The following is a 26,037-nucleotide window of genomic DNA, read 5'->3' as shown; positions in this document are numbered from 1 at the left end:
CCCCATGCGGTTCGCCCATTTCTTCGTCGACAGGCCGATCTTCGCGACAGTCCTGTCGATCGTAATTCTTCTTGTCGGTGGGATTGCCTACACGACCCTTCCGATTGCCCAGTATCCCGAGATCGCGCCGCCCACCATCGTGGTTCGGGCGAGCTATCCCGGGGCAGACGCGCAGACCGTCGCAGCCACCGTTGCAACTCCGCTCGAGCAACAGGTGAACGGCGTCGAGAACATGATCTATATGTCCTCGTATTCAAGTTCCGACGGCTCGATGGCCCTGACCGTCACGTTCAAGCTCGGCACGGACCTTGATACCGCACAGGTGCTCGTTCAGAACCGTGTCGCCATCGCGACTCCGCGTCTTCCACAGGAGGTGCGCGCCCTCGGGGTGACGACGACCAAGAGCTCGCCGGACTTGATGATGGTCGTGCACATGCTCTCGCCGGACAACACCTACGACCAGCTCTACGTCTCCAATTATGCACGGAACAACGTGCGCGACGTCCTGCTGCGCCTTGATGGCGTCGGCGATCTCATCCTGTTCGGGGAACGCCAATACAGCCTGCGGGTCTGGCTCGACCCCGAGAAGCTTGCCGTCTTCGGGATGACGTCGGGCGACGTCGTGAAGGCTGTCCAGGAGCAAAACGTTCAGGTCTCCGGCGGTGCGCTTGGGGCCGAGCCGACGCCGATGGACAACGCGTTTCAGCTCATCGTGAAGACGCAAGGTAGGTTCGAAGATCCGCGTGAGTTCCGCCAGATCATCGTGCGGGCAACACCGGATGGGCGGCTGGTGCGTCTGCAGGACGTCGCTCGGGTCGAGCTCGGTGCCCAGGACTATGTCACGAACTCCTATCTCAACGGCAAGCCCGCGGTCGCTCTTGGCATTTTTCAAAGGCCGGGCACGAACGCTCTCGCCTCCGCCGAACAGATCATCTCGACCATGAAGGAGCTTTCGAAGGACTTTCCACCGGGCCTTGAGTACCGGATCGTCTACAATCCGACCGACTTCATCGCGCAAAGCGTGCACGAAGTGTACAAGACGTTGTTCGAGGCGGCGCTTCTCGTCGTCCTGGTGGTCATTGTCTTTCTGCAATCCTGGCGGACCGCGATTATTCCGATCATCGCCATTCCCGTATCGCTGATCGGCACCTTCGCCGTCATGTCTCTTCTAGGGTTCTCCATCAACACTCTCACCCTGTTTGGCATGGTGCTCGCCATCGGCATCGTCGTGGACGATGCCATCGTCGTCGTGGAAAACGTGGAACGAAACATCGCTCTCGGCCTTTCGCCGCGTGACGCGGCCCATACGACCATGGATGAGGTCGGGAGCGCCGTGGTCGCGATCGCTCTGGTGCTCAGCGCAGTCTTTATTCCGACGGCCTTCATTCCCGGCATCTCGGGGCAATTCTATCGCCAGTTCGCCCTGACCATCGCGGTCTCGACACTGATCTCCGCCTTCAACTCGCTCACGCTCTCACCTGCGCTTGCGGCGTTCCTTCTCAAGCCGCACGGCGAAGAAAGACCACGCAACCCTCTTGTCCGCGTCGGCAGCTGGGCGGCGGGCAAGTTCAACCGCAGTTTCGAAGCGACGGCCCACGGCTATGCTCGGGCCGTCGGAGGCGTCGTACGCTACCGGCTGATCACCCTCGCGATCTATGGCGGGCTTCTTGCTGGCACCGTCTGGATCGCCGACAAAGTACCTCGCGGCTTCATTCCAACCCTCGACCAGGGTTATGCCATCGTCGTCGTCCAGCTGCCCGAAGGAGCTTCCCTGTCGCGCACGGACGACGTCGTTCAGCGCGCATCGAAGATCATTCAGGAAACGCCTGGCGTCCAGAATGCCGTCGCCTTTGCCGGCTTCTCGGGAGCGACCTTCACGAATGCCTCGAATGCTGCTGCGATCTTCGCGGCCTTCCGTCCGTTCGAAGAACGCATCCCGGCCGGTCAGTCGGGTCCCGCGATCATCGGACAGTTGTTCGGCCGGCTTCAATCGATTCAGGAGGCCTTCATCATCGCGATCCCTCCCCCTCCCGTCCGCGGTCTCGGCAATAGCGGCGGCTTCCGCCTCCAGCTCCAGGAGCGCACGAGCGACGATGTCGATCGAGTCCTTGCGGCAGCGTACGAGATCATGGGCCGGGCTCGCCAGAACCCTAATCTCTCAGGCGTGTTCACCACCTTCTCGGCCAATTCTCCCCAGGTCTATTTGGAGATCGACCGAGCCAAAGCTCGCATCCTCAACGTGCCGATTGCCAACATCTTCGAGGCGCTGCAGGTCAATCTCGGCGCTGCCTATGTGAACGACTTCAACTTTCTGGGCCGCGTCTGGCAGGTCCGGGCACAAGCCGATCAGCGCTTCCGCGTGGAACCATCCGACATCAATCGTCTGCGCGTGCGGTCTTCGACCGGCGCACTCGTGCCGTTGGGCACCTTGGTCGAGATGCGGGAGATCTCGGGACCGAACCTGATCCAGCGCTACAACATGTATACGTCAGTCCCTGTCCAGGGCGAAGCTGCGCACGGGATCTCATCCGGAACGGCACTCGATACGATGGAGCAGCTTGCACGGGAAGTTCTCCCGCACGGCACAAGCTTCGAGTGGACGGAGCTTGCATTCCAGGAGAGGCAGACTGGAAATACGGCGATCCTGATCTTCGCCCTCTCCGTTCTCTTCGTCTTCCTGGTCCTGGCGGCTCAATACGAGAGCTGGTCGCTGCCGCTCGCCATCATCCTCGTCGTGCCGATGGCCGTCCTGTCGGCGCTCATCGGTGTCATGGTTCGCGGAATGGACAACAACATTCTCACGCAAATCGGCCTCGTGGTGCTGGTCGGTCTCGCGGCCAAGAATGCAATCCTGATCGTCGAGTTCGCCAAACAGGAGGAACAGGAGCATGGTCTCGACCCTGTCGCGGCCGTCATCGAGGCTTGCCGGCTCCGGCTGCGCCCAATCCTGATGACGGCCTTTGCCTTCATCCTCGGCGTTCTGCCGCTCGCGATCGCCACCGGGCCCGGCGCGGAAATGCGCCAGGCGCTCGGCACGGCCGTCTTTGCCGGAATGCTGGGTGTCACGATCTTCGGCCTCTTCCTGACGCCCGTCTTCTACGTAACGGTCAGGAAGATCGCCGACCGCCTCAGCTTGGGTCGCCGCCGCAGGCGGTTGGCGAGAATGGCAGCTCAGTCGGCGGGAGCGGAGGGGACACCCGCGGAATGACCTGATGAGTGTCTGACGGTACATTCCCAGACAAGCCTGTCTGGTGTAACACTTCGGGGGAACCTGTCAGCCGACGGTGCTCGTGCCTGTCAGATTTCTCAGCACGCCATTTCCGAGTTTCCTCGGACAGCCACCCATGGACGAGACGATGACAGATGCGATGCAATGGGCCCTGAAAGTTCAGGACACATGGGCTCTCCCCCGGCAACCCCAGGCCCTTTTGGAAGCTGCCGGAGAGGCTTTTGCCCAGACGGTTGGCTATCGTCTCTATACCGTCACCCGTATGCTGGCCGGCGGGCGGGAAGTGGAACGCATTCATTCCACCAATCCTGACGTCTATCCGGTCGGCGGCCGCAAGCCCATTCTTCCCAACGCCTATACGCAGCAGGTGCGGAACGACATGAAGCCGTTCCTGGCCAAGACACCGGCTGGATTTGCGCCCCTTTTTCCCGATCATGAAACCATCACCGGCCTCGGTCTCGGCTGTGTCATGAATCTTCCGATCGTTTTCGGAGGAGCGGTGCTCGGGACCGTCAATCTCCTCGACCGCGAAGGCGTTTATGACGAGCGCCACGTCGACCTTGCCATGTTGATCGCGAGGCAGATCCTGCCGTCGCTTCTCGAACCGGCGACCTAGACTAGAGAGCGTCCGCCGGCAATTGGTCCTGGCCTCTGCGCCAAACTGAAAACAGACACGAGCTTTGCATCGGATGAGCCGGATCTATGATGCGTTCACAGTCTGCGGGATCGAAATCGAGTATGGCATCGTCGACAAGACCACGCTGGATTGTCGCCCCATTGCCGATCAGGTTCTGATCGACCCCACGGGAGCCGTCGCGAACGAGATAGCGCGGGGGCCCTTCGCATGGTCGAACGAATTCGCCTGGCATGTTCTTGAAGTCAAGACACGCGAGCCCGTTGCGTCCCTCGACCAGATGCTGGACGGCTTTCAGGGTGAAGTCCAAGCTCTCAATCAGCGGCTCGACGGTTTCGGTACGCGCCTGATGCCGACGGCAATGCATCCTTGGATGAATCCGTCACGGGAAGCCATGATGTGGCCAAACGATCCCGAGGGGATCTACGGGACCTATAGCCGGATCTTCGATACGCGCACCCACGGCTGGGCGAACCTGCAAAGCGTCCATGTAAATCTGCCCTTTGCGGATGAGGCCCAGTTCGTCAGGCTTCACGAAGCAATCCGCCTCATCCTGCCCATCATCCCTGCCCTTGCGGCAAGTTCACCCGTGGCGGATGGGAGGCTGAGCGGCGTCGCCGACTACCGCTTGGTCGCTTATCGCAACAACGCTCCAAAGCACCCCGCCATTGCCGGCCGCGTCATCCCTGAAACCGTCTCCGGTCGTGCCCAATACGAGGAGACGGTTCTGGCGCCCATGTACCGTTCGATCGCGGCATCCGATCCGGAAGGAGTGCTTCAGGACGAATGGCTCAATTCACGCGGGGCGATTGCACGTTTCCAGCGGCAATCGATCGAGATCCGCTTGATCGACGCGCAGGAATGTCCCCTCGCGGATCTCTCTGTCGCAGCCGCGGTCATCGCGGCCGTGCGCCTGCTCTACGACGAAGGAGCTTTTGCTGCGCCCCCGGCAACCGAAAGCCTTGTCGACATCTTCGACGCCTGCGTGGCGAAAGCCGATGAAGCGACCATCGCGCAAACCGCATACCTCGACCGGCTTGGCTATTCCGGCCGCTCCTGCTCTGCCCGCGATCTCTGGCAGCATCTCATCACAAGGGCGGAGGAGAGCCGGGTTCTCACCGATGGCTTCTGGAAGGAGCCGCTCGGCATAATCCTGAAACAAGGCTCTCTTGCTCGTCGCATCGAACGCGCGCTGGGCAGAGGGATATCGCGGTCCCACCTGAAAGATATTTACGGCGAGCTTTGCGATTGCCTGCACGAAGGCAAGATGTTTCTGCCCTGAGGGCTATCGACTTCCGTGAGCCCCTCGCAGAGGGCGGTGCCGAAGCGGCATCACGGTGCAAAACCCTGTCGAAGCTTGCGCGGAGCTGTTGCCACATCAACGAAAGCCTAGCCATCGTGTCTGCCCACGTGTCAAAAATCCTAGAGGCACGAGGACAGTGCCGTTGCAATGAAGCCAATTTCCTGGGGCATAGGGTGATGGGCAGGCTCAATATCGTCTCAATCTTAACGCTGCTGGCGACGCTTGTCGGCCTTGCCACGGCACAGGCACAGGCTCCTCAGGCGCCTACCCGTCCAGATCAGATCGACTACGCTATGTTCCCCCTCGCCGAGGCGAAGGACTCGCCGCAGTGCCGCCTTCACGTCACGGGGGATACGTTTGCGTTCGATCCTGCGGTCTCCAATCCCTCGATGACCTGCCCGGACGCCTTTGCGTGGACACTCTTCGTCCGCAGCGTCCGCGACAATTTCTGGGAGGATTGGACCACGGACCGTCAGATGTGGCCCAGCGATCCCTGGCCGCGCTGTCGGCCTGGAACCGCGCCGGATCGCTGCTGTCCGGCGATTGAGATCTCGAATACAGGCGCTCCCGAGCACTGCCCGGCCTATCCCGGGCCGACACCGGGCGTGCCGAGCCATCAAGTTCGGGCCCCCGTGACAGCTCACCAGATGAGCATGGAGCAGGCGCTCGGAGTGCTGGGCAAGAGCGATGGGCGTTGGGACAATGTCCCGGCGATCCTGAAATCTCCGGTCATCGGAGCGCTTCAGGACGAGCTGATCTTCCGCAACAAGCCGATGGTCGATTATGTGTTCGACAACGAGCTTTATCATACCGAAGGTCTGATCAGGGTCTTCGACAACTTCGTCACCGCGCTCGGAAGCGCGGCGCCGCGCCGCCCCGCTGCGCCGAACCCGGCGAAGAGCCACGACGCTCCGCCTTTCCTGACCAAGATCGATTTTCCGATCGCAGCCCTCATGGTCAAGGCCAACTGGCTTGCAGCCGATCGCGCTGCCCAAGTCGGAATTAATCCCGACGACCAGGAGCATCCCTACATCGTCATGAACTTCGTTCCTCGGTCGCCTCCCGGAGACGCGACGCCGGCTTCGCCGAAGCCATATCTCCTTTTGTCCATGCACATCTCCAGCAAGGACGTGCCGAACTGGACCTGGGCAACATTCGAACATGTGAACAATCAGGGCCGGTGCGACTGGACAGGTTGCAATGACAGCTTTGGCTATCCGGTTCAGGCGAAGGACACGACTTCGGCAGGATCGGCAGCGCTCGCCTCAAACTATATCGGCCCAAACAAGACGAGGAATATCGACGGCTCCGGCGTCGACGCCTTCGACCTGGCCGGAGCCTATCCCGATGGCGGTGAGATCAGTCCTGTTCTCGGAGCGCTGTTCGCACAGGGGGATATCGGCACCGGTAACGGAATCAATCGATCGGGCCGCCCGACCCGCCAGGATGCCGCGTGGCGGTCCTACCGGCTCAAGGGCACCCAGGTGGATTTCGTCACGGCGACAGGTGTCCCCACGAAACTGGGCAACTCCGTCACCGAAGCAGGCTTCGTGAACAGCGCCTCCTGCCTGACCTGCCATAGCCGCGCGGCCATCACCCGCGAGGGTGTCCCAGCTTTCGCGATCTTCGCCGATCGCATGAGCGACGCGGGGCTGGCTGAGAGCGTCAACGGAGCGCCCAACCCAGCCTGGTTCTCGGTCAATGCGTTCTTCGGTGTCGGTACGCAGCGCGAAGCGCCACAGGTTATGGCCGTGCAAACGGACTTTGTGTGGGGCTTCCGGTTCGCCTGCCCGATGGACCCCCGCCCGCTGGGACCGGCCTGGTGCAAGAATCTGACGACGAAGGGCTATTCGGCCCCTGTTCCGACCCGAATGATGCCTTGACCGGAAACTCTTGCCCCAGAGATCAGCCATGAAGGTGCAGCGGATCGTCGCGAACATCGGAGCCGAGAATATCGCGGCGGCCAAGCGCTTCTACCAGGATGTTCTTGGTCTCGATCTGCTTATGGACCATGGCTGGATCGCGACCTTCGGCCTTCCCGGTCTCATGAACATCCAGATCAGCGTTGCGTCAGAAGGAGGCTCGGGGACGCCCGTTCCCGATCTCTCGATCGAGGTGGACAATCTGGATGAGGCGGCACAGCGCATGCAGCAGGCCGGATTTCGGATCGAGTATGGGCCAGCCGACGAACCTTGGGGCGTACGACGCTTCTATGTGCGGGATCCCTTCGGCAAGCTCGTGAACATCCTGGCTCACAAGAGCTAGCGCCATCGGCAGGCCACCGGTGAGATGGGATCGTTGTCTCCGGGCCACAGCTTGGAAAAAACAAGCCCTTGTCCGCCAGATTTGAGGATCCTGTCGTGCATGACGGGTAGAATATTGACCTAACGGAAGGCATGGCTTTGGGACCTGTTGCGATCACGAGGGATCCTCATGAGCCGGTCGAAGCGCGCCCTCCAAGACCATCTGGTGGGTAGTACCACATTGGCCGGCGCAGCGCGCATCGCCTTGATCCCGATCAGCGTCTGCCTTGGCCTTGCGACGACGGATGCCGAGGCACAGATCTGGACGGGTGCGGCCGACAATGATTATGCCAACGCCGCCAACTGGACGCCGGCCACAGTTCCGAACGCAGCGACCGCCAGTGCGACCTTCGATGATGGTCCGTCGAGGCTGTCCATCAACCTCGGTCAGGCAATCGACATTGCCAGCTTCGTGTTTGACGCGAATACATCCGCCTACATGATCAATGTCTTGGGACCCGCCGGGGTTCTGACGGTTGGTGGCACTGACCCTGTCCAAGGGTTCATCAACACTGTCCCAGGCCAGATGCAAACGGTTCGCATCGGCTCCGGTGCGAGCCTGATTTTTCAAGATGACGCGACGATCCAGGATACGACCGTCCAGGTTGATCGATTGGGCACCTTCACGCTCAACGACAATGCCTCCGGTGGGAACGGCCGGATCATTGTGGACGGCACCGCCATCCTTTCATCGGGCATGGGGTTTGTCATGTTCGGCTCGCTCGAAGGCTCCGGAACGGTGCAGATCGCGTCAGGCGCAACTTTGGCGACCGGCGGAAACGACAGGGACGCAACCTTCTCAGGTACATTCTCCGGAGGCGGATCTCTGGAGGTCGAGGGAGCGGGCACATTCACCGTTACCGGAAATAGCACCCTGGGAGGTGACCTGACGATCTGCTGCTCGAACCTCGTCATCAAAGGCGGTTTCGATCTGGGCGGCGACGCCATCGTGAACGGCGGAAGCCTCACGGTGACGGATGGCGGATGGCTCCGAGCCGTGGGCGCCGCCGGCACCCTGGACGGTGATATCATCGTATCAAACGGCGGCAGGCTCGATGCCAGCGCTTTTGCAATGCTCTTGGGCGGCTCCTTCACGGTTACGGGCAGTGGATCGGTTGCAACTTCGGACGTTGCCTCCTTCGCATCGCTCCTGACTCCGGGAACTCTCACTGTCTCGAATGGGGGCCGGCTTGTCACGACCGGCGACGCAGAGATCGGCATCAACGTCACAGCGAATGTCGACGGCACCGGATCGTCATGGAGCGTAGGACATACGCTCTTCGTCGGGGACGACAGCATCGGTCCCGGATTTCTCTCATTGACCAACGGCGGTCAACTCTCCGCGGGTGCGGTATCGATTGCGGAGGATAGCACACTTCAGGTTGGTTCAGGTGGCCGGGCCGGCATTCTATCGACGCCAACCGTGACGAACCTCGGCGCTCTCGTTTTCAATCACTCCGATAACACCTCCTTCGGAGGGGCGATTGCAGGCACCGGCACCCTGACGAAGCAGGGCACAGGAAGCCTGACCCTGTCGGGCGCGAGCACCTATACAGGGGCGACGCAGGTCGAAGCAGGAACGCTCCGCGTGACGGGTTCCCTGGCGTCGCCAGTGAACGTCGGTCCGGGTGCGACGCTGGCAGGATATGGGACGGTTGGCGGGCTCATAGCCCAGAGCGGAGCCGTCGTGGCGCCCGGGAACCTCACCGATCCCCTGAACGTGCAAGGCAACGTCCTCTTCTACGCCGGCTCGGCTTTCGCGATCGGCGTCAATCCGGCGGGGCAGGCAGACAGAATCGACGCAGACGGCGCAGCGACCTTGCAGGGTGGCACGGTGCAAGTGCTGGCGGAGCAAGGGATCTACAATCCTTCGACGACCTATACGATCCTCACGGCAAAGGGCGGCGTTACGGGACGTTTCGCTAACGCCACGGCAAACTTTGCTTTCCTCACACCTTCGCTCGACTATGGCACGAACAGCGTCACGCTCACTTTGAAGCGAACCGTTTCGCCCCCGACGCCTATCGACCCAGTGCGCCCGATTGCCTTCCATACGGCAGCGGTCACGCCAAATCAGTACAATACCGCCGATGCCGTAGAGGCCTTGGGACAGAAAAATCCGCTCTTTAAGGCCGTGCTGAGCCAAACGATCGCCGGTGCGCAGGAGGCCTTCGATGCGCTCTCGGGAGAGATGCATGCATCTGCAGTAACATCCGCATTTCACGATGCAAACCTGCTGCAGAACATCCTCCTCGACCATTTGAACCGCCCTGCCCGACCCGGGGGCGCGGGCGATGGGCCATCAGTTCTGGCCGACTATGCCGCGGACCGGCCCAGCGCTGTACCGCAGGCCATGCCTCTGCCGGTTTTCGATCAGCGGCGCTTTGCCCTGTGGGGCGAAGGCATCGGCGCCTGGGGCAGGACCCGTTCAAACGGAAATGCCGCGAGCATCGACAGCTCCACCGGCGGCTTCATCATCGGAGCCGAAATGCGCCCCGACGCGGCTTATCGGTTCGGCATCGCAGGAGGCTATATCCACACGAAGACGGATGCCGATTCCCGGTTCTCGTCGGAGACGAACGAGAGCATCTTCGGAGCACTCTATGGCTCCGCCCAATGGGGCGCAGTGGCACTTCGCCTCGGCACGTCGTATACGAGTCACGATTTCAACAGCACGCGAAACGTGGTTTTCCCGCTCTTTTCGGATACGGCAACCGCGTCATACGGTGGCTCGACGCTGCAGGCCTTCGGCGAGTTGGGCCATCGCTTCGGGGGAGCATGGGGTCATGTCGAACCGTTTATCGGCGCATCCGCCCTGCAGCTTCGGACGAACGGATTCCAGGAGAATGGCGGCGCGGCAGCCTTGACCGGTTATGGCCGCAGCTACGATCTCGGCACCACGACCCTTGGCGTCAGGGCACAGGCGCGCGTCGGTGCTGACAATGCGGTGATCCTTCATGGCATGGCCGGTTGGCGCCACGCATTCGGGGACGTGGATCCCGTCGCGCTCGTGGCATTTGCTGGTGGTGCCTCCGCCTTCACGGTTTCCGGGATTCCGCTTGATCGCGATGCCTTCGTCGCAGAGGCCGGCCTCGATTGGCAGATCACGAATGCGGTGAGCCTTGGTGCCACCTATTCCGGTCAAATCGGACAGCGCTCCCAGGACCATGCCGTGAAGGGCAACTTCGTCGTACGGTTCTGACCCGCCGGATCAAGTTTCCGGCGAAGGCAACCGCTTCGTCGTCATGCAGGAATAGGCAAGGCTGGTCAGCCACGGCCGCATGTAACGCGTCGCGAACCGGACCATGCGAGGTTGCGTCAGGGGCACCGTGAAGACGAAGTTTTCCATTTCCGCAAGCTCTCGTTGGCGCTGCGCAACTTCAAGCCATAGCGGTAGAATGCGGCCGCTTCCCTGAATCGCAGGATCCACGAAAGAGCAGGTCCAACGCAGCGTGGATCCGTCAAGTCGATGTGTCAGGACCCATCCGGCAACACGGCCTTCGCTCTCCTCTCCGGCCACCAGGGCGATGCTCGTACTGTCATCATAGTCTGCCTCGACATCAAACGGATCAAGTTCCCGTGGAATCCAATTGCCGATCCCGGCAGCGATCGCATCCCGCTGAGAAGCAGCGAGGTTGCTCCAGGATATGACACGATGGTGGGCGGGCATCTGCGCGCGCACGAGCCAGGGCGTCTTGAATGCCTGTTCCATGGTGCTGCGGCAGATCAGCTTCACGATGACGGGTTTTGCCCACCCTTCCCTCATCAGGAAGCGGACGGATCTCTGATCGGCCGGATCGACGGTGAGAAAATGGACGCCGGTTTGATAGCCCTGGCTTGCGAACTCCCCTTCGAGCCGTCGGAGCAACGCGCCGCCGATGCCCTGCTCGCGCAGAAGATCCATCACAAAGACGGAGAGAAGCTCCCATTCTGCATGTGGCCCTCGGACGCCGAGGGCGAGGCCGACTGCGTCGCTCCCGCTATAGGCCGCGACAGCGATAGTTTCGGAAGCGAACCGATCGCGGACGAGCTTTTGCACAGCCGGGAAGGTCAGATGGCCAATGGCCGCAAGATCGTGCAACCCGACCCGCTCGATCCGCATGAATAGGAAACCGTATTAGATTGCCAAAGATGCTGGCGCGACATCCACAGTTCCCGGGAGAGGCTCGCCGGAATCGGAATCCTCGATCAGGCCAGACTGGAACAGCTTTTCCAGGAGATCCGCCACCACCAGGACGCTCACGCCACTTTCCACAAGACGTTCGATCACGTCCGCAACCTTCAGATCGCCGCGGGCAAGCAATGAGCCGGCGGCTTCGCCGCAGATGGTGTTCTGGATGGTGTGCTCGGTGGAACGGGAATGGAGCTTGAAACCTCCAGCCATGGCTTCGAAGCGAAGGTCCGAACGGAAGCGTGCCGGCCAATCGCCCGAAAGACTCTCGACCATGTGCTCGTCGATGAGGCCTTCAAGACATTGCTGGAATTCCGCACCGGTTGAGAACTGCCGCTCGCCGAAGACGCGATAGCCGAGAGGCCAGCGTTCGCTGCCGGGAACAGGCGTGACGAGCTGCACCGTCTTCTTCATCATGTTGACGAGAAAGCCGGATACGCACGCAATCGTCGTATGATCGCGGGACAGTTCCGAGATCTTGTCAGGCTTGCCGGCGGCCCGCAGCTTGGCCTGACGCTCGCGCGCACGGCCCGCATCCGCCTTGGCGGTCAGAGATTCCCGGTTCTGCATAACAAGCTCGACGCCCATCAACTCTTCAGGCGTAAAGGCGGCGTGGATCTTGTCGAGATGCTTCACGGTGAGCACCGAGAAGCGGTTCGTCACGGTCCGATATTTGTCGAAGAGAGCGAGAATGCGTCGGGTGAGATCCGGATCCTTGAGCGGAGCCGCCGTCGTGGTCTGGGGAAGAGCGCCGGTGATATGATAATAATCGGCGATGAAGCGGTCGTAATCCGGATTGTCGCAAGGGTCCGTAGCCCAATAACAGAACCCGGTGCGGGCGGCAGTGCCGAACATGCCATGCACTGTCTCAAGCATTTCGCGCCAGAGACCGGAATTCTCTTCCGTGTACGGGAAATAACCGCGGAAGCGCTCAGCAGAAAGACCGCAGAACCAGCAGCCGACCGTGCAACCTTCGCTCAACTCGAAGGCCACGATTGGATGAGTGATGGATGGGCCGGAACCACCCAGTTCGCTCATGGAGCGGCGGATCTGCCGCTCGCGCCATGCATGAAAGCGCGGGTGAATATCTTCCATGCTTCCTTCCTCGCGCAGAAGATCGCGATGGCGGAACATGTCTTGCATATACCCGTCCCAGGCCATGGCCAGGGGCCAGCGCGCCTCTTCCTCCGTGAAGCGGTAGCGAAGATACCTGCGATGATAGAGCGGCAGCATCTCATTGGGATCGATACCGATCCCATAGCGCTCCGCCACGCTCTTCGAATCGTCTGGGTTATCGGCCAGCGCCTGGCGGAAACCGGGATCGGCAACGAGGCGCTCCATGAAGCGCTTGATGTGCGCGAGCGTCCTCATCTCGTCGGGCGTCCGCCTCTCGAAGATGCTGCGGTAGTGCTTCGTCGCTTCCGTCGTGTTCATCTCGCGTCTCGATTCACGCTCGCAGCACCATCGGCCGCGCAGGCAAGGGGTGGAGCGGCTCGATGAGACCGCTGTCGTAAAGTTCGGTCAAGAGCCCGTGTACGTCAAAGAAGTTCGCGCCAGAGGCGACCATCGCCTCGATCGTCGCCCCAACCGAGCGTGGATCGTCCGTCAAGAGCGAAGCAAGCTGCGGCAGGAACGGATAACCACTGACCGTATGGATCGAGGCATCATTCTCAAGGCGAATGGCGCCTGCCTCTACTCGCACACCCAGGTCATGCCGAAAGCCCAGTGGGAGCGAGCTGGGGAGTTCTTCAGGCATATGATCTGCGATCAGCGCGTCGAGAACGTCGGGCAACTCCGCAGCATCCGCGAAATGCACATCTGCGAACGTCCTGTAACCGTCCGGGCAATGTGTATCGGCTTTGCAGGGAGCTATGAGGCGAATGCGCCGCTCGGGAAGATTGATCAGAAAACCGGAGACACAGGCAATCGTCGTCGCAGCCTCGCTGAGGCTGAGGTCTCGCTCTGGCTGAGCAGTCTCTCGGGCAAGCGCCCGTCCGGCCCGAGCCTTGGGCATCAGGGAGCCGCGCATTTGCGGAACGAGCTCCACCAGGAGCAGATCCAGAGGCGTGAACGCCTCAAATATCTGGTGAAGCTGGCGTGGGGAGAGCACCGAGAAACGATTGAGGACCGGCTCACCCGGCGTGGAGAGCGACAATACCCGGCGCGTCAGTCCGATATCGCGCAGAGGAGCTGCGGTGGTGGTCTGCGGGATCCAGCCTGTGACGCGCCCATGATCCGCAAGGAAACGGTCGTAGTCAGGAGTATCCGCCGGATCCGTGCCCCAATAGCAGAATCCCGTCCGGGCGGTAGGGCCGAGCTGGTCGGTCACCGCCGCGAGAATCTGACGCCAGAGCTGGCCGTGTTCTTCGTAAGAAGCGCTTTCCGAGAAGGATTGCGCAGAGATTCCGCAGAACCAGCATCCCACCGAGCAGCCGCTCGCCAACTCGTACGCGACTGCCGGGTGCGTGATCGCCACATGCATGGGGCCAAGTTCGCTGGCCGCCCGAGCGGCCTGTCTTTGCCGCCAAGCGGTGAAAGCAGGCTGCGTTCCATACCGCGACGGATAGGCCGTCATTAGATCGCGGAAGCGAACGAGATCCTCATGCCACGCCTTCCAGAGGCGCACTTCGGGCCACCCGTCGAGCGCCTCGGAATGCCAAACAGAGTGACCGAGCTCCTGATCCCAAAGGGGTCGGTACCGCTCATAGTTGTGGGCAAGAGCAGAGCCCTTGCTGCGAAGCGCCGTGCGAAAGGCCGCGTCGCCGATCAGGCGCTCGCGAAAACGCTTCGCCTCGGCAATCGCCGACAGCTCGTCCGAATTTCGCCGGCGTACCGCCTGCGCAAGAAATGTACGCGGGTCATGGAGATCCACCGCCGCATCTTCCCTGCTTCGTGCCTCAATGAGGCCGTCGAGTATGTCGGCCAAGGGCAGAGATCAGGTTAGGACAGCTGCGACCACGGCGACGACTTCGGCCGCTGCCGCCACGTCGACAGCACCCTCTGCAACCTGCACAGCGCTCGTTGCGACTTCAGCCGCCTCGACGGCACTGCTGGCCACATAGGCCGTCTGAGCAACTTTAGTGCTCGTCGCGACGCTGGAGTGATGCTTCTTACCGCCGGCGATCGCATCGAGCTGTTGATCCGTCAGCTCCTGCGGGCTGCGCGACTGGATGTACTTCTTCGCCTCATCGATCGTGAAGTTGTAGCCATGCTGCTTCGCAACAGACACGACGGATGCAAGGCCCGTTGCATGCTGCTTTACTTCGGCAAGCAGGTCCTTGTTGCCAACAAGGTCGTTCGCAAAACGCTCAGCGTCTTCGACTGCCATAGATCACCTCTGGAGGGGATATACACTGATGAAAGGATTCAAAGCGTGGAGGGTATATCCCTGGAAGGTGCGGAAACCTTGCGGAATATATTAAAGACAAGGTAAGCTGACGCCCGAGAGGCAGTCAAGCATCTTGGAATGTTCTTAAGTAATTTCGGCCAACATTTGGTCATCTGCCGCAACAGGAGCCGGAACGAGTGACTGTCTCCCTCGAGGATTGCCCGGCTCCAGGGGTTGACGTTTGCCTCGTCAACATGCCTCTTTCCGGCGTCGAGCGCCCCTCGATCGCTCTCGGCCTTCTCAAGGCGCTTCTGACTGATGCCGGCATCTCGTCGAAGGTTCTCTATCCGAGCCTGTGGTTCCTGGAATATGCCGGCATCAAGAATTATCGCGCCCTAGAGAGCATCAGGCCAGAGGAAGCCGTCGTCGACTGGCTCTTCGGAGCCGCCGCCTTCCCGGATTTCCATCCCGACCACGATCGCTTCCTACAGCGCCTCGACGAGCGCAACCCACGTCGCGGTCGCAAAAGCCTTGATCGTGACCAACTCCTCTCCCTGCGCGAGCAGATGGTCGACTTCATCGATTGGGCGGCGTGCAAGATTCTTTCCCGCAATCCACGCATCGTGGGCTGCACATCTACCTTTCAGCAGCATGTTGCGTCGCTGGCGCTCCTGCGCCGCGTCCGAGAGCTTGCCCCGGATGTCGTCACGATCATCGGTGGCGCGAATTGCGAATCCGTCATGGGGCGCACGACCCATAAGCAATTTCCCTGGGTCGATTTCGTCGTATCCGGGGAGGCCGACGGCTTCATGGTTCCTCTCGTCGAGCGCATGCTCATGAAGGGCCGTAATTTAGGGGAGGAAGATGTGCCGTTCGGGGTCTTTGCGCCTGTTCATCGAACGGTCGGTTATCCTTCGACCTCTACAGGTGATGGCACGCCCAGAGCCGTGACGGACGACATTCGCGCGCTTCCCCTGCCCGATTATGACGATTACTTCGAGGAACTGTCACAATCGCTCTACGCACCGCAGATCATACCCGGCCTTCCGATGGAGTTTTCGCGAGGATGCTGGTGGGGAGCAAAGAGCCATTGCACGTTCTGCGGCCTCAATGGGGGCACCATGTCGTATCGGTCTAAGCCAGCGGAGACAGTCGTCGACGACATGGTCAGCCTCTCAGAGCGCTATCAGGTGCGCCGGATCGAGGCGGTCGATAACATCCTCGACACGGGCTATTTCGACAAGGTGATGCCACGCCTCGTCGAGGAAGGACATGATTTCTCGATCTTCTTCGAAGTGAAATCGAACATGAAGAAGAAGCAGATCGAGACACTCGCGGCGGCCGGCGTCCGCTGGATCCAGCCCGGGATCGAGAGCCTCGACTCCCGCGTTCTGCGGCTTATGCGAAAGGGCTGCACGGCAGCGCAGAACCTCCAGCTGCTGAAATGGAGCCGCCAGCTCGGCGTGAGGGTCAGCTGGAGCCTGCTCTGTGGTTTCCCCGGCGAGGAGGATTCCTGGTATGCGGAAATGGCCGAATGGCTTCCGCTGATTTCCCATCTTCAACCCGGCGCCGCCGTGACCTTAAGATTCGACCGCTACAGCCCTTATTTCACGAATCCGTCATCCTATGGTCTGCGACTGACACCGTCGGAACTCTATCGCTATGCCTATCCGCTCCCTGACAGCGCGCTACAAAACCAAGTCTACTTCTTCGAAGATGAAGTCGCGCGCGATGCCGGCGCCGTAACCGCCATCGACCGGCCCGGGCTCGCTGCTGCGCGGCAGGCCATCGGGACGTGGTTTCGGGCCTGGACGCAAGGAGCACTGCCGATGTTGTCCATGGTCGAGGAGGATGGCACCCTCATCGTCGACGATACGCGGGCGTGCGCCGTGGAGCGTCAGCACCGCATCAGCGGGCTCGCCCATACGATCCTCAAGCTCGCCGACGACGCGCTTCCGGAGGTTCAGCTCCGTGGCCGACTGACCGAAATGGGCTGCGATGAGCCATCCATCGACCGCTCGGTCGACGAACTCATCGATCGCCGCCTCATTGTCCGTCTCGACTCGCGCCTGATCAGCCTGCCCCTCTGGCGTCCTCACCGACTTCTGCCCGCGCCAAGTGCCTTTCCAGGCGGCTACTTCATGCAAGGCGAAGATGCCGTCGAACAGCTTCTGGCCGCCATCTGATGAAGATCGTCCGAGATCGCCTGCGGCTCGCCGGGGCCTTGACGCTTGCTTCCGGCCAAAGCCTCTCGGAAGTCGACATCGCGTTTGAGACCTATGGCGCACTATCGCCGGCGCGAGACAACGCCATCCTGCTTCTTCATGGATTGACCGCGGATCAGCACGCGGCCGGTCCACCCTGGCACGAGAAGGGTCGGGCCGGCTGGTGGAACCAGGCCATCGGCCCGGGCCGGGCCATCGATACGGATCGTTTCTTCGTCATCTGTCCCAACGTGCTCGGAAGCTTCGGCGGGAGCACGGGGCCGATGTCCCGTGATCCGGCAACGGGACGGGCCTACGGCATGCGCTTCCCCGTGATCACCATCGCCGACATGGTCGCCGCACAGCGCCAATTGATCGCGGCGCTCGGGATCGAACGGCTTCATGCGATCGTCGGCGGCTGCATGGGCGGCTTCCAGGCGTTCGAGTGGATGTCGCGGCATCCCGAATGTGTCGGCAGTGCGGTTGTGATCAGCGCCACGGCACGGACCAACACACACAATACCGCCCTCTGGAGCGTTCTGCGTGCCGCCCTCATGAGCGACCCGGCATGGAACGACGGTGACTATTATGACGGGCCCTCCCCCGATGCCGGGCTCGGTCTCCTTGCCATGACGGGCGCTCTGTTCTGGATGAGCCGCGAGGCTCTTCATGAAAAGTTCGGGCTCAGAACGATCGAAAACCGGCCACTCCGCTATACGCTCGAGCCGGAATTCGCCATCGAGGAGTTCCTTGCCCGCGTGCGTCGCAATGCGGGGGCGGGCAATCTCGATGCCAATGCGCTCATCTATCTGACCCGCGCGATAGACTATTTCGATCTCTCGCGAGAATACGACACGGTCGCGGAGGCCCTGGCGCGCTATACCTCCCCTCTCCTGCTTGTGAGCTATGCAACGGACTGGCGCTATCCATCGCAGGAAATGAACGAGATCCGGGAAGCTCTCGAGCCTCGTTCGGTGCCGGTCCGGCACGAAATTCTCGACAGTCCCATCGGTCACGGCGCGTTTCTCTACGACTTCAACGGGCTGGAGCCTATCCTAAGGACATTCTTGAGCGGCGATTTCAGCGGCGGACGAGGTGATCGACCGACATGATCGGTGCGCCGACCATGGCGCTGCCGACGTCGTTCTGTGCGCGTCTGGTCAACCCGGCATAATCCTGCGCCTTACGATGGACGTCGATTTCCACGAGATACTGACCTGAATATCCGTGTGCGGCATCGAGCAGCGTGATGAGATTGCGGCCGATACGGGCAGCAGGCAGTTCAGGCGCGACCGTATGCGCTTCGATCGAGATCATCCCGTGCGGTCCAAGGAACGGCGTCCAATCTGCAAAGAATGAGACGAGATCGGCGAAGAGAGCGTTCGCAGGAATGCATTCGCCATCCGGCCCGACAAAAACTGCGGACGTCTCCGGAACGGCGTAGCGTTGCTTCGGCTGTCGGAACGACCTGTTGTGAATGACCGACTTGTTGACGTGCAGCACCTGCATCGGATCGATTCCGATGCTGCCAAGCGCCTCGGCAATGCTCCGAGGGTCTCCGATGTCTCCCAGAATGGCCTTGGACGCTACGCCGAGACGCGCCAGGCGTTCTTCGGTCGAGCGACGCGCGACCTCGTTCACCTCTACGCCGATCAGAATGATGGGATGTCGGTCCAGCATACGGCCACGGCGTGTCCGGTCGCGGATTGCCTCGAACAGGGAGGCGAGCACGGTTCCGTCCCCCGAGCCAGTATCGACGATAGCGACGGGCTGATCGGCGATGTCGGCATCGAGGAGCGGCAATGCGAGTTTCAGGAACGGCTCTCGACAACTCTTGGCGAAGACGGCTCCGCTGAAGGCAATATCAAGGGATCGGTCGACATGGGTCTCGTCGCCACCCACGCGAGGAAGCCGTGAACCTGTCTTCAGGAGATCCGGGACGGATGCGAAGGTCGGCAGATAGCAGAGCGGATAGGCATATTGCACGACAAGGTCGGCAGCCGCGGATCCGACCTCGGTGAGGCGGACAGAACCGTCTTCTTGTTCCTCCGTCCATCCGATCCGGTTCAGAATGCGGAAAGCCTCTCGTTCGGCACTATCCTCGGCCCGGTAAGAATGATCTCCCAAGCGACGAAGCACACCCCGCCGGTCGAGACCAAACCACGCCGCGGCGGCGAGCGGTCCGAGCGCCTGTTGGCGCCAACGTTCCGCCATGGATCGGTCAAAAGACGTGAGATCGATATCCTGTGATCCTCCCGGAGAGTTCCCCAGAACGAGCGCTCTCAGGAGGTCGGCCGCTTGGCCGATACGGACCTGCGCTCCGCGAAAGATGGATGGGTCCGCGAGGACGTCCAAGCCGACTTCGGTTAAGCGCAGCATGCCTCGATCAATGTCGGCCAACCCCTGGGACCGCAGCAACTTACTTGCGAGAGCGACATAGCCGGACATCAATCCGCAGGCCTCGGCCAGGAATGGTGCCGACATGGGCTCGCGGCGGAGCCGGTCGAGCGCGCCGGCGCGCTCCAGCGTCTCGATAGTCGTGCCGATGGCGATCCCGTCGCAGTGGTGGCACAGGCTGGTCCAGGCTGACAGAAGCGCTGTGGTCATTCGACCTGACGCTCGACAAGCCGCGCGAAGAGACCATTCTTTGCCACGAGGTCTATATAGGTGCCCGTCTCGACGACCCGACCGGCATCGAGGACGACGATCTTGTCCGCATCCATGATCGTCGAAAGCCGGTGAGCCACCACGATCTGGGTGCAGTCCATCGCCTTCAGGTTTTTCGTGACCTCCATCTGAGCCACATTGTCGAGGGCGCTCGTGGCCTCATCGAAGATAAGCACTCGCGGCTTGCGGATGATGGCCCGTGCAATCATCAGGCGCTGGCGCTGGCCACGAGAGATTTCGGACGAGCCGTCGCCGACCACCGTCCTCAGTCCCATCGGCCAAGCCTTTATGTCCTCTTCGAGGCCGGCAGCGCGCAAGGCTTCCGTTACCTCCTCGGGAGAGAACGGCAGGCCGGCAGCGACATTGTCATAGACCGACGCGCTCAGGAGGCCGCCATCCTGGAGCACGACACCGTATTGGCGGCGAAGATCCCAGCGATTGATGAAGCGGATGTCGTTGCCGTCAACGAGCACCGAGCCCGTTTCCGGCATCTCGAAGCCGAGGAGAAGACGCACGACCGAGGACTTCCCCGCACCTGACGGGCCAACAATGGCCGTCACCTTGCCGCGTTCAGCGGTGAAAGAAAGCTGGCGCAGAACCAGGGGCTCTTCTGGACCATAGCGGAAGGAAATGTCCCTGAACTCGATATCTCCTCTGATCGGCGCCAGATGCCCATGGCTGATCCGTTGCTCTTCCTCGGCCACGAGAATCGGTTTCACCCGGTCATAGAGCGGGCGCAGCATCACGAGGAGCAGCGTGCCGCGGGTCGAGGAAAAGGCGGATGCCAGGAACTGGCCAAGCGCGACGTTGAAACTGACGAACTGCGCGGTGCTCAGAGGCGGCGCCGTCGCAGTTCCGGACGCTGCATCATCCCAATGGAAGAAGGCCAGCAGAATGCCCATCTGATAGCCGATCACCACGAGCACGATCAGCGGGATCACGTATTCGAACATGGAGCGGAAGATCAGCAGCCGATTGTTGAGAATCCGCTGCCTCACGCCGACCTGGACGCTGCGACGATAAAGATCGAGCCATTGCAGGAAGGCACGCCGTTCGGCACCGGCGACCCGCAATTTCCCGATGGATCCAAGCATTTGGAGAATGAGGCCCTGGATCCGGCCGCCCATGTCGAGCGCCAGACGGTTATAGGCCAGGACCTGCCGCCCCACCGTAAAGGTGACGATCCCGAAGAGAATGCAGACGACAAGTACGATCAAGGCGACATGCCAGTCGTAATAGAACATCAGCCCGAAACTGAACACTGCGCCGATGCCGCTCACCAGGAACAGGCTGAGCGACTGCGCAAGGATCTGGCGCATGTTGTTGATGCTGTCGGCACGATTGGCGAGGTCGCCCGCCGTATAATCACGGAAGAAGGCCGCCGGAAGGTTCAACAGGCGGATCCACACGGCGGCCTGGATCCGGTTGTCCATACGCCCTTCCAGGCGAAGGGTCGCCAAAGATTGGATGATCGCGGTCAGCGCCGCCGAGATCCCGGTGGTCAGGAGCAGCAGCATGACCACGTAAACCTGATCGCGCTCGGCGCCCGGAATGATCGGGCTCATCAGCCAGCCGATGGCGAGAGGAGGAATGAGGGACAGGAGGCCGGCGACGACCATGCAGACGATCGTGTTGCGAACGTCCAAGCGACCGCCGCCAAGGCCGAACCTGAAGATCCGCCAGGGCGTCAGCAATCCGGTCGGCAGCGGAGGATAGAAGGCATAAGCGGCCGGATCGAGGCTCTCGGCGACCTTCGCATCGACGAGGGTGCGCTTATTCCCGGTAGAGACCCAATAGCCATCGCTTGGCGCCGGCAAGAGCACGCAGGGACGACGGCCCGGGTTTTGGAAGGCGAGGAGCGGCCCGTGGTCCTGCATCCACCATTCGTCGTTGAGCTCCACATTCCGCGTCTGGAGCCCGTTATCTTGAGCGAAGACCTGTATGGCTTCCGGCTCGGGCAAGGTTTCCATCGCATCAGGTACGATGACATCTTGATCGATGCTCAGATGGCGGACGACGGTCGCGGCGGCTTCCGCAAGACTCATCTGGTCGGTTTCCGAGACCGTGCTTGCATCGGGGTCGAAGATGCCCGCGATGCTGCCGAGGCCCTTTGCGAAATCATGCGCCGTTGCGTTCTGAGACTGCCGGACGCGCTGCAGGCGCGCGCGCAAGACCTTGTCCCGCGCAGCCATGGCGCTCGCTGCCAGCGTCGCATTCAGCCGGTCCAGAGGTGCGTCCCAGGTGGATGCCGGTGACTGCCCATCCGCAGGCGGCTGAACCATGGTTCCGCGTTGCAGGAACCCCTTCAAGGCCGAGAGCCAGATGCTCCATGCCTGGACGAACTGGTCGGAATCCTTCTGCGCCATATGCAGCGCATAGAGATCTGCCCGTGTCGTCTCGACGATTTCTGCATCTTCGCTCGGCACCGCGAGGACACGACCTGCCCCATCCTTATCCGTCACGGCATCAAGAAGGCCGCCCGCCTCGATTTCCGCGAGAAACAGGCGCCCGACATTGTCCTCCCAGAACAGATTGATGGATCCGGAAAGAACGAGCCAGCAGCGCCCAGTTCGAACCAAGGGGAAGGCGTCCTTGCCGCCGAGGATCATCCGCTTGCTGGCGATGCCAAGCGCCTTCGCGAGGCCGGCTGCGGGATCGACCCAGTCTTCGGAAATGATTTCGTCGAGCTTGTCCTGCCCGCCCAGGAGATTGTCGAGAATACTCATGAGGAGGCAATCAATTCGGCATATTCGCCGTTCTTCGCGACGAGTTCGTGGTGCGTGCCCTGCTCGACGATGGCGCCATCCTTGACCACCAGGATCAGATCGCTGTCGCGCACCGTACTCAGGCGATGGGCAACGATCACGCAGGTCATGCCTCTGCGGCGGATACTGCTGTCGACGAGTTCCTCCGTGTAGGTATCGAGAGCCGCCGTCGCCTCGTCGAGCACCAGGATCGACGGTTGGCGCGCAAGCGCCCGAGCGATTTCCAGGCGCTGCCTCTGGCCGCCGCTGAAATTGCCCCCTCCTTCCTGCACTTTCCCATCATAGCCACCGGTACGGCTCATGATGGTGTCGTGGATACAGGAATCCTTGGCGGCCTGGACGATCGCCTCCCATGGCGTGGCCGGATCCCAGAGCGTCAGATTTTCGGCAATCGTGCCCTCGAAGAGATAGATGTCCTGATCGACCCAGGCGATGGAGCTTGTCAGCACCTCGCGGGGAATGTCCTCGATCCGTCTGCCATCGAACAGGACGGCACCGGCACCCGGACGATAGAGCCCGAGCAGAAGGCGCAGCAATGTCGATTTCCCGCTCCCGCTGCGACCGACGATGGCGACCCGCTGCCCCGGCTGGATCTTCAGGCTCAGATCCTTGATGAAAGGCTGATCGAGGCTGCCGAAGGCGAAGGACACGCCTTGCAATTCTATATCCCCGCTCAGAAGCCGGGATGGTCCGTCCTGAGCCAATGAAGGATCGGGCAGAGCCTTCAGCATCGGATCGAGCGGGTTCTTCAGCACATCGTCGAGGCGGCTCATGTGACCGCTCGCCTCCTGAAGCTGAGACGCGAACCCGATGAGCTGCTGAATGGGGCCGACAAAATAGCCCAACAGCATCTGGAAGGCGACGAGACCTCCGATGCTCAACCGCCCGTCAATGATCAGAAAGGCCCCCGTGCCGAGAACCATCGCCGTGGTTACATGACTCAGAATGGACGGTATGGCGCTCAAGGCAACCGACGTCCGCCCCAGCTCCTGGGAGGTGTTGAGGCTGTTGGTCTGATAACCGGCCCAGACACGGAAGAAGTCGTTCTCCGTGCCGGTCGCCTTGATGCTGTCGAGAGACCGCAGCCCCGCCATCGCGGCACCAGAAGCCTTCGCACTCGTATTCAGAAGCGATGCATTGAGATCGCGCAGGCGACGCTGGAGCAGACTCACCGCGACGGCGTTCAGCGCCGTCAGCCCGCCTGCAATCAAGGTCAGCGGCAGGCTGTAGAGGCTCATGATGAGGGCATAGCCAACCGCGGTCATGGCGTTCACAGCCATGGTGGGAAGCGGCCCTGACAGGAGGGATGCAAGGTGGTTTGCCGATTGCACGCGCGAGGCAATGTCTCCGGCATAGCGGTCATTGAAGAACGTGATCGGCAGACGCAGCATATGCCACATGAACCGTGTTGCGATAGTGATCGCGAACTTCGTCTGCAGCTTCAGAAGCATGGTCTGCTGCAGCCATGTGAGCGCGCCGCTCAGGAGGGCAGCCAAGGCGAAGCCGATCAGCAGCGGAAACAGCCAGGTGCTGAATCCCCTGACCAGGATCTCGTCAATGAAGACTTTGAGAAAAGCTGGCAGAAGGACGCTGGGCAGAACAAGCAGCAGGGTGACGGCCGCGATGACGCCGAGAGCGGGGCGCGAGCCGTCCGTCCAGGCATAGAGCGTCGTCAGGAGATGACCGCGGTGTCCGCCTGGCTTGAAGTCGGGTCCGGGTTCGAGGCGCAGGATCACGTTTGAGAAGGAATCCGTGAAGTCCTTGCGACCGATGCTGCGTCGGCCGAAGGCCGGATCGTTGATGAAAACTCGATGCGCGTTGGCGCCTTCGACGACGACGAAATGGTTAGCATCCCAATAGGCAATGAACGGTGGCTTCAGCTGGAGCGCCTGATCGGCGCTGAGCTGCAAGCCGCCCCCCTTCATGCCGTATTGGGTTGCCGCGCGCAGAATATTGCTGATCCGCACGCCGTCGCGCGAGACGCCGCAGGCCACCCGCAATTCTTCGAGCGGCACGAACCTGCGATAGTAGCCGAGCATGATGCCAAGGACAGCGGCGCCGCACTCCATCGACTCCATCTGCAGCACCGTCGGCGTCGTGACGCGATCGGAATGCTCGAAGAAAGGCAGTCTTGGCAGAATTCCGGCCGTCATAGGTCAAGCCAAGTCTGAGCCAGCGGGATGACGAGACCAATCGGCCGCTCCCGCTGCACCCGGATCATGGCTTGCGCCGTCGTGCCCGGCGTGATTTGCAGCGGCGGCCCGGAGGAAGAGGTCCATTTCAGGCGGCTCGGCGTATTCGGGTCGCTTTCCAGCGTCATCTGCACTTCAATCGGTGCGCCCGCTGCCATGAGCTGAGCCACGAGGGCCTCGTCGCCGATGACGTTCATCAAGCCCTGGCGTGTCACTGGCAGAGCGCTGACACTCGTCACGCGACCGCGAAGCGATCCGTAGATATCGCGCTCGACGGAGGTCGGGCTGATCTGCGCCTCCATTCCGACCGCGACGCGCTTCCCGCCGGAGATCGGCAGATAGGCGTGAACGACGAGCGCCTCCTCCCCGGTCTCGACCACCGCAAGCTGGCTCGACGAGGACACGATGGCGTTCGGTTGGGTAGAGATCTCGGTGACGAAGCCTTTCGAGGGGCTGCGGATCGATCCGCTGAATTCGAGCTGCACGTCGAGATCCTGCAGGGTTCCTTGAGCGGCCGTCACCTTCATGCGCAGATCGGCGAGGGTGCGCGCCACATCGTCCTCGAACTCGATCTGTTGCGTCTGGAGAGACGCCATCTTGTCGTTCATGTCGCGGATCGAGGACTGGGCGCTCGTCATGCGATCGAACGCTGCCTGAACCTGCGGGCGCGTGGTGTAGCCCCGCTGAAGCTCCTGCTGAAGTCCCGAATAGATATCCTGCAGCTGCGCGAGATTGCTCTGCGCGTCCTTCAGGCTCGATTGCATGGATTGCAGCTGCTGCTGGAGATTGGCCTTGCGCCTGGCGATGTCGGCCTGGGATGAGGCCTGATAGGTCGCCAGCGCGTCCTGCTGCTGCTTGAGTGCCTGAGCCGCCGCTTGGCGCCGTGCAGCGAGTTCATCTTGCTGGATCGTGAACAGCAGATCTCCCTTCCCTACCTGCTGGCCCACTTTCACGTGGATGGTGCTGACGGTCCCCGTCGAGGTGGCGGCGATGTCAAACACCACGCCCCGCTGCATCAGGATGATGCCCATGCCCTGTGTATAGAAGGACAGGCGCCCGAGGATGCCCCAGCCAAGAATCGTGATCACGCAGAGCCCAAGAATGGCAAGGGCAATCCAGGTCGACGGGGATGTGAGGTGAAGGGCGCGGTTGAGCTGCTCCGGATCCCGAATAGGCTCTTCCCTCACTCCGAAAGGGGGAGATTTCGTTTCAAGCATTTCCAACCGCGGCGAATGAATTGC

General features: G+C 61.5%; 16 protein-coding genes. 8 read left to right on the top strand and 8 right to left on the bottom strand.

All coding sequences use genetic code 11. The features are described 5' to 3' along the window. Nucleotides 1-4 precede the first annotated feature (4 nt). The 6 genes from K9B37_RS00735 to K9B37_RS00710 all read left to right on the top strand — a co-directional run bounded on the left by K9B37_RS00735 (nt 5) and on the right by K9B37_RS00710 (nt 10,671). On the top strand, nt 5-3,208 hold the full coding sequence (locus K9B37_RS00735; RefSeq protein WP_224310885.1) for an efflux RND transporter permease subunit: 3,204 nt from the start codon (nt 5-7) through the stop codon (nt 3,206-3,208). A gap of 136 nt (nt 3,209-3,344) precedes the next feature. Further along, nucleotides 3,345-3,845, top strand: coding sequence for a GAF domain-containing protein (locus K9B37_RS00730; RefSeq protein WP_224310884.1), 501 nt, complete (start codon nt 3,345-3,347; stop codon nt 3,843-3,845). Between the two features lie 73 nt (nt 3,846-3,918). After that, nucleotides 3,919-5,145 carry a carboxylate-amine ligase gene (locus K9B37_RS00725; protein ID WP_224310883.1) on the top strand — a complete coding sequence of 409 codons (1,227 nt, stop codon included), beginning with the start codon at nt 3,919-3,921 and terminating at the stop codon, nt 5,143-5,145. 197 nt (nt 5,146-5,342) lie between these two features. Continuing rightward, a complete protein-coding gene (locus K9B37_RS00720; RefSeq protein WP_224310882.1) occupies nt 5,343-7,049 on the top strand; it encodes a hypothetical protein in 1,707 nt (568 codons plus the stop codon). 28 nt (nt 7,050-7,077) lie between these two features. Beyond that, nucleotides 7,078-7,431, top strand: a complete 354-nt coding sequence (locus K9B37_RS00715) for a VOC family protein (protein ID WP_224310881.1) — start codon at nt 7,078-7,080, stop codon at nt 7,429-7,431. A gap of 168 nt (nt 7,432-7,599) precedes the next feature. Next, nucleotides 7,600-10,671 carry an autotransporter outer membrane beta-barrel domain-containing protein gene (locus tag K9B37_RS00710; RefSeq protein ID WP_224310880.1) on the top strand — a complete coding sequence of 1,024 codons (3,072 nt, stop codon included), beginning with the start codon at nt 7,600-7,602 and terminating at the stop codon, nt 10,669-10,671. A 9-nt stretch (nt 10,672-10,680) separates the two neighbouring features. Here K9B37_RS00710 and K9B37_RS00705 read toward each other — a convergent pair whose 3' ends face one another. The 4 genes from K9B37_RS00705 to K9B37_RS00690 are packed head-to-tail and all read right to left on the bottom strand — an operon-like array spanning nt 10,681 to nt 14,968. Continuing rightward, nucleotides 10,681-11,571, bottom strand: a complete 891-nt coding sequence (locus K9B37_RS00705) for a GNAT family N-acetyltransferase (RefSeq protein WP_224310879.1) — start codon at nt 11,569-11,571, stop codon at nt 10,681-10,683. Between the two features lie 15 nt (nt 11,572-11,586). Continuing rightward, nucleotides 11,587-13,074: a radical SAM family RiPP maturation amino acid epimerase gene (locus tag K9B37_RS00700; RefSeq protein WP_224310878.1), complete on the bottom strand. Its 1,488-nt coding sequence runs from the start codon at nt 13,072-13,074 to the stop codon at nt 11,587-11,589. Nucleotides 13,075-13,087: 13 nt separating this feature from the next. After that, nucleotides 13,088-14,566 (bottom strand): radical SAM family RiPP maturation amino acid epimerase, encoded by a 1,479-nt coding sequence (locus K9B37_RS00695; RefSeq protein WP_224310877.1) that lies wholly within the window; start codon nt 14,564-14,566, stop codon nt 13,088-13,090. A 9-nt stretch (nt 14,567-14,575) separates the two neighbouring features. Continuing rightward, nucleotides 14,576-14,968 carry a Nif11-like leader peptide family natural product precursor gene (locus tag K9B37_RS00690; protein WP_224310876.1) on the bottom strand — a complete coding sequence of 131 codons (393 nt, stop codon included), beginning with the start codon at nt 14,966-14,968 and terminating at the stop codon, nt 14,576-14,578. Between the two features lie 197 nt (nt 14,969-15,165). Between K9B37_RS00690 and K9B37_RS00685 the strand changes: the two genes are divergently transcribed. After that, nucleotides 15,166-17,154, top strand: a complete 1,989-nt coding sequence (locus K9B37_RS00685) for a RiPP maturation radical SAM C-methyltransferase (protein ID WP_224310875.1) — start codon at nt 15,166-15,168, stop codon at nt 17,152-17,154. Further along, nucleotides 17,154-18,284, top strand: coding sequence for a homoserine O-acetyltransferase MetX (metX, locus tag K9B37_RS00680; protein WP_224310874.1), 1,131 nt, complete (start codon nt 17,154-17,156; stop codon nt 18,282-18,284). Before K9B37_RS00685 ends, metX begins: the two co-directional genes overlap by 1 nt. Here metX and K9B37_RS00675 read toward each other — a convergent pair. Genes K9B37_RS00675 through K9B37_RS00660 form a run of 4 tightly spaced genes read right to left on the bottom strand, consistent with a single transcriptional unit; the run spans nt 18,253 to nt 26,013 of the window. After that, nucleotides 18,253-19,779 carry an AprA-related methyltransferase gene (locus K9B37_RS00675; protein ID WP_224310873.1) on the bottom strand — a complete coding sequence of 509 codons (1,527 nt, stop codon included), beginning with the start codon at nt 19,777-19,779 and terminating at the stop codon, nt 18,253-18,255. The genes metX and K9B37_RS00675 overlap by 32 nt on opposite strands. After that, nucleotides 19,776-22,565: an NHLP bacteriocin export ABC transporter permease/ATPase subunit gene (locus tag K9B37_RS00670; RefSeq protein WP_224310872.1), complete on the bottom strand. Its 2,790-nt coding sequence runs from the start codon at nt 22,563-22,565 to the stop codon at nt 19,776-19,778. Before K9B37_RS00670 ends, K9B37_RS00675 begins: the two co-directional genes overlap by 4 nt. Further along, the gene (locus tag K9B37_RS00665; RefSeq protein WP_224310871.1) at nt 22,562-24,757 is read right to left on the bottom strand and encodes an NHLP family bacteriocin export ABC transporter peptidase/permease/ATPase subunit; all 2,196 of its coding nucleotides are present in this window, start codon (nt 24,755-24,757) and stop codon (nt 22,562-22,564) included. Before K9B37_RS00665 ends, K9B37_RS00670 begins: the two co-directional genes overlap by 4 nt. Next, the gene (locus K9B37_RS00660) at nt 24,754-26,013 is read right to left on the bottom strand and encodes an NHLP bacteriocin system secretion protein (RefSeq protein WP_224310870.1); all 1,260 of its coding nucleotides are present in this window, start codon (nt 26,011-26,013) and stop codon (nt 24,754-24,756) included. Before K9B37_RS00660 ends, K9B37_RS00665 begins: the two co-directional genes overlap by 4 nt. Nucleotides 26,014-26,037 lie beyond the last annotated feature (24 nt).

The sequence above is a fragment of the Microvirga puerhi genome (assembly GCF_020089865.1).
Lineage (GTDB): Bacteria > Pseudomonadota > Alphaproteobacteria > Rhizobiales > Beijerinckiaceae > Microvirga > Microvirga puerhi.
This window is presented reverse-complemented; position numbering and strand designations above follow the sequence as displayed.

Coding starts and splice junctions, on each gene's coding strand:
- K9B37_RS00725 (WP_224310883.1), top strand. CDS start 3,919: ATGAGCCGGATCTATGATGCGTTCACAGTCTGCGGGATCGAAATCGAG.
- K9B37_RS00660 (WP_224310870.1), bottom strand. CDS start 26,013: ATGCTTGAAACGAAATCTCCCCCTTTCGGAGTGAGGGAAGAGCCTATT.
- K9B37_RS00700 (WP_224310878.1), bottom strand. CDS start 13,074: ATGAACACGACGGAAGCGACGAAGCACTACCGCAGCATCTTCGAGAGG.
- K9B37_RS00675 (WP_224310873.1), bottom strand. CDS start 19,779: ATGACCACAGCGCTTCTGTCAGCCTGGACCAGCCTGTGCCACCACTGC.
- K9B37_RS00720 (WP_224310882.1), top strand. CDS start 5,343: ATGGGCAGGCTCAATATCGTCTCAATCTTAACGCTGCTGGCGACGCTT.
- K9B37_RS00715 (WP_224310881.1), top strand. CDS start 7,078: ATGAAGGTGCAGCGGATCGTCGCGAACATCGGAGCCGAGAATATCGCG.
- K9B37_RS00670 (WP_224310872.1), bottom strand. CDS start 22,565: ATGAGTATTCTCGACAATCTCCTGGGCGGGCAGGACAAGCTCGACGAA.
- K9B37_RS00665 (WP_224310871.1), bottom strand. CDS start 24,757: ATGACGGCCGGAATTCTGCCAAGACTGCCTTTCTTCGAGCATTCCGAT.
- K9B37_RS00705 (WP_224310879.1), bottom strand. CDS start 11,571: ATGCGGATCGAGCGGGTCGGGTTGCACGATCTTGCGGCCATTGGCCAT.
- K9B37_RS00710 (WP_224310880.1), top strand. CDS start 7,600: ATGAGCCGGTCGAAGCGCGCCCTCCAAGACCATCTGGTGGGTAGTACC.
- K9B37_RS00690 (WP_224310876.1), bottom strand. CDS start 14,968: ATGGCAGTCGAAGACGCTGAGCGTTTTGCGAACGACCTTGTTGGCAAC.
- K9B37_RS00735 (WP_224310885.1), top strand. CDS start 5: ATGCGGTTCGCCCATTTCTTCGTCGACAGGCCGATCTTCGCGACAGTC.
- metX (WP_224310874.1), top strand. CDS start 17,154: ATGAAGATCGTCCGAGATCGCCTGCGGCTCGCCGGGGCCTTGACGCTT.
- K9B37_RS00730 (WP_224310884.1), top strand. CDS start 3,345: ATGGACGAGACGATGACAGATGCGATGCAATGGGCCCTGAAAGTTCAG.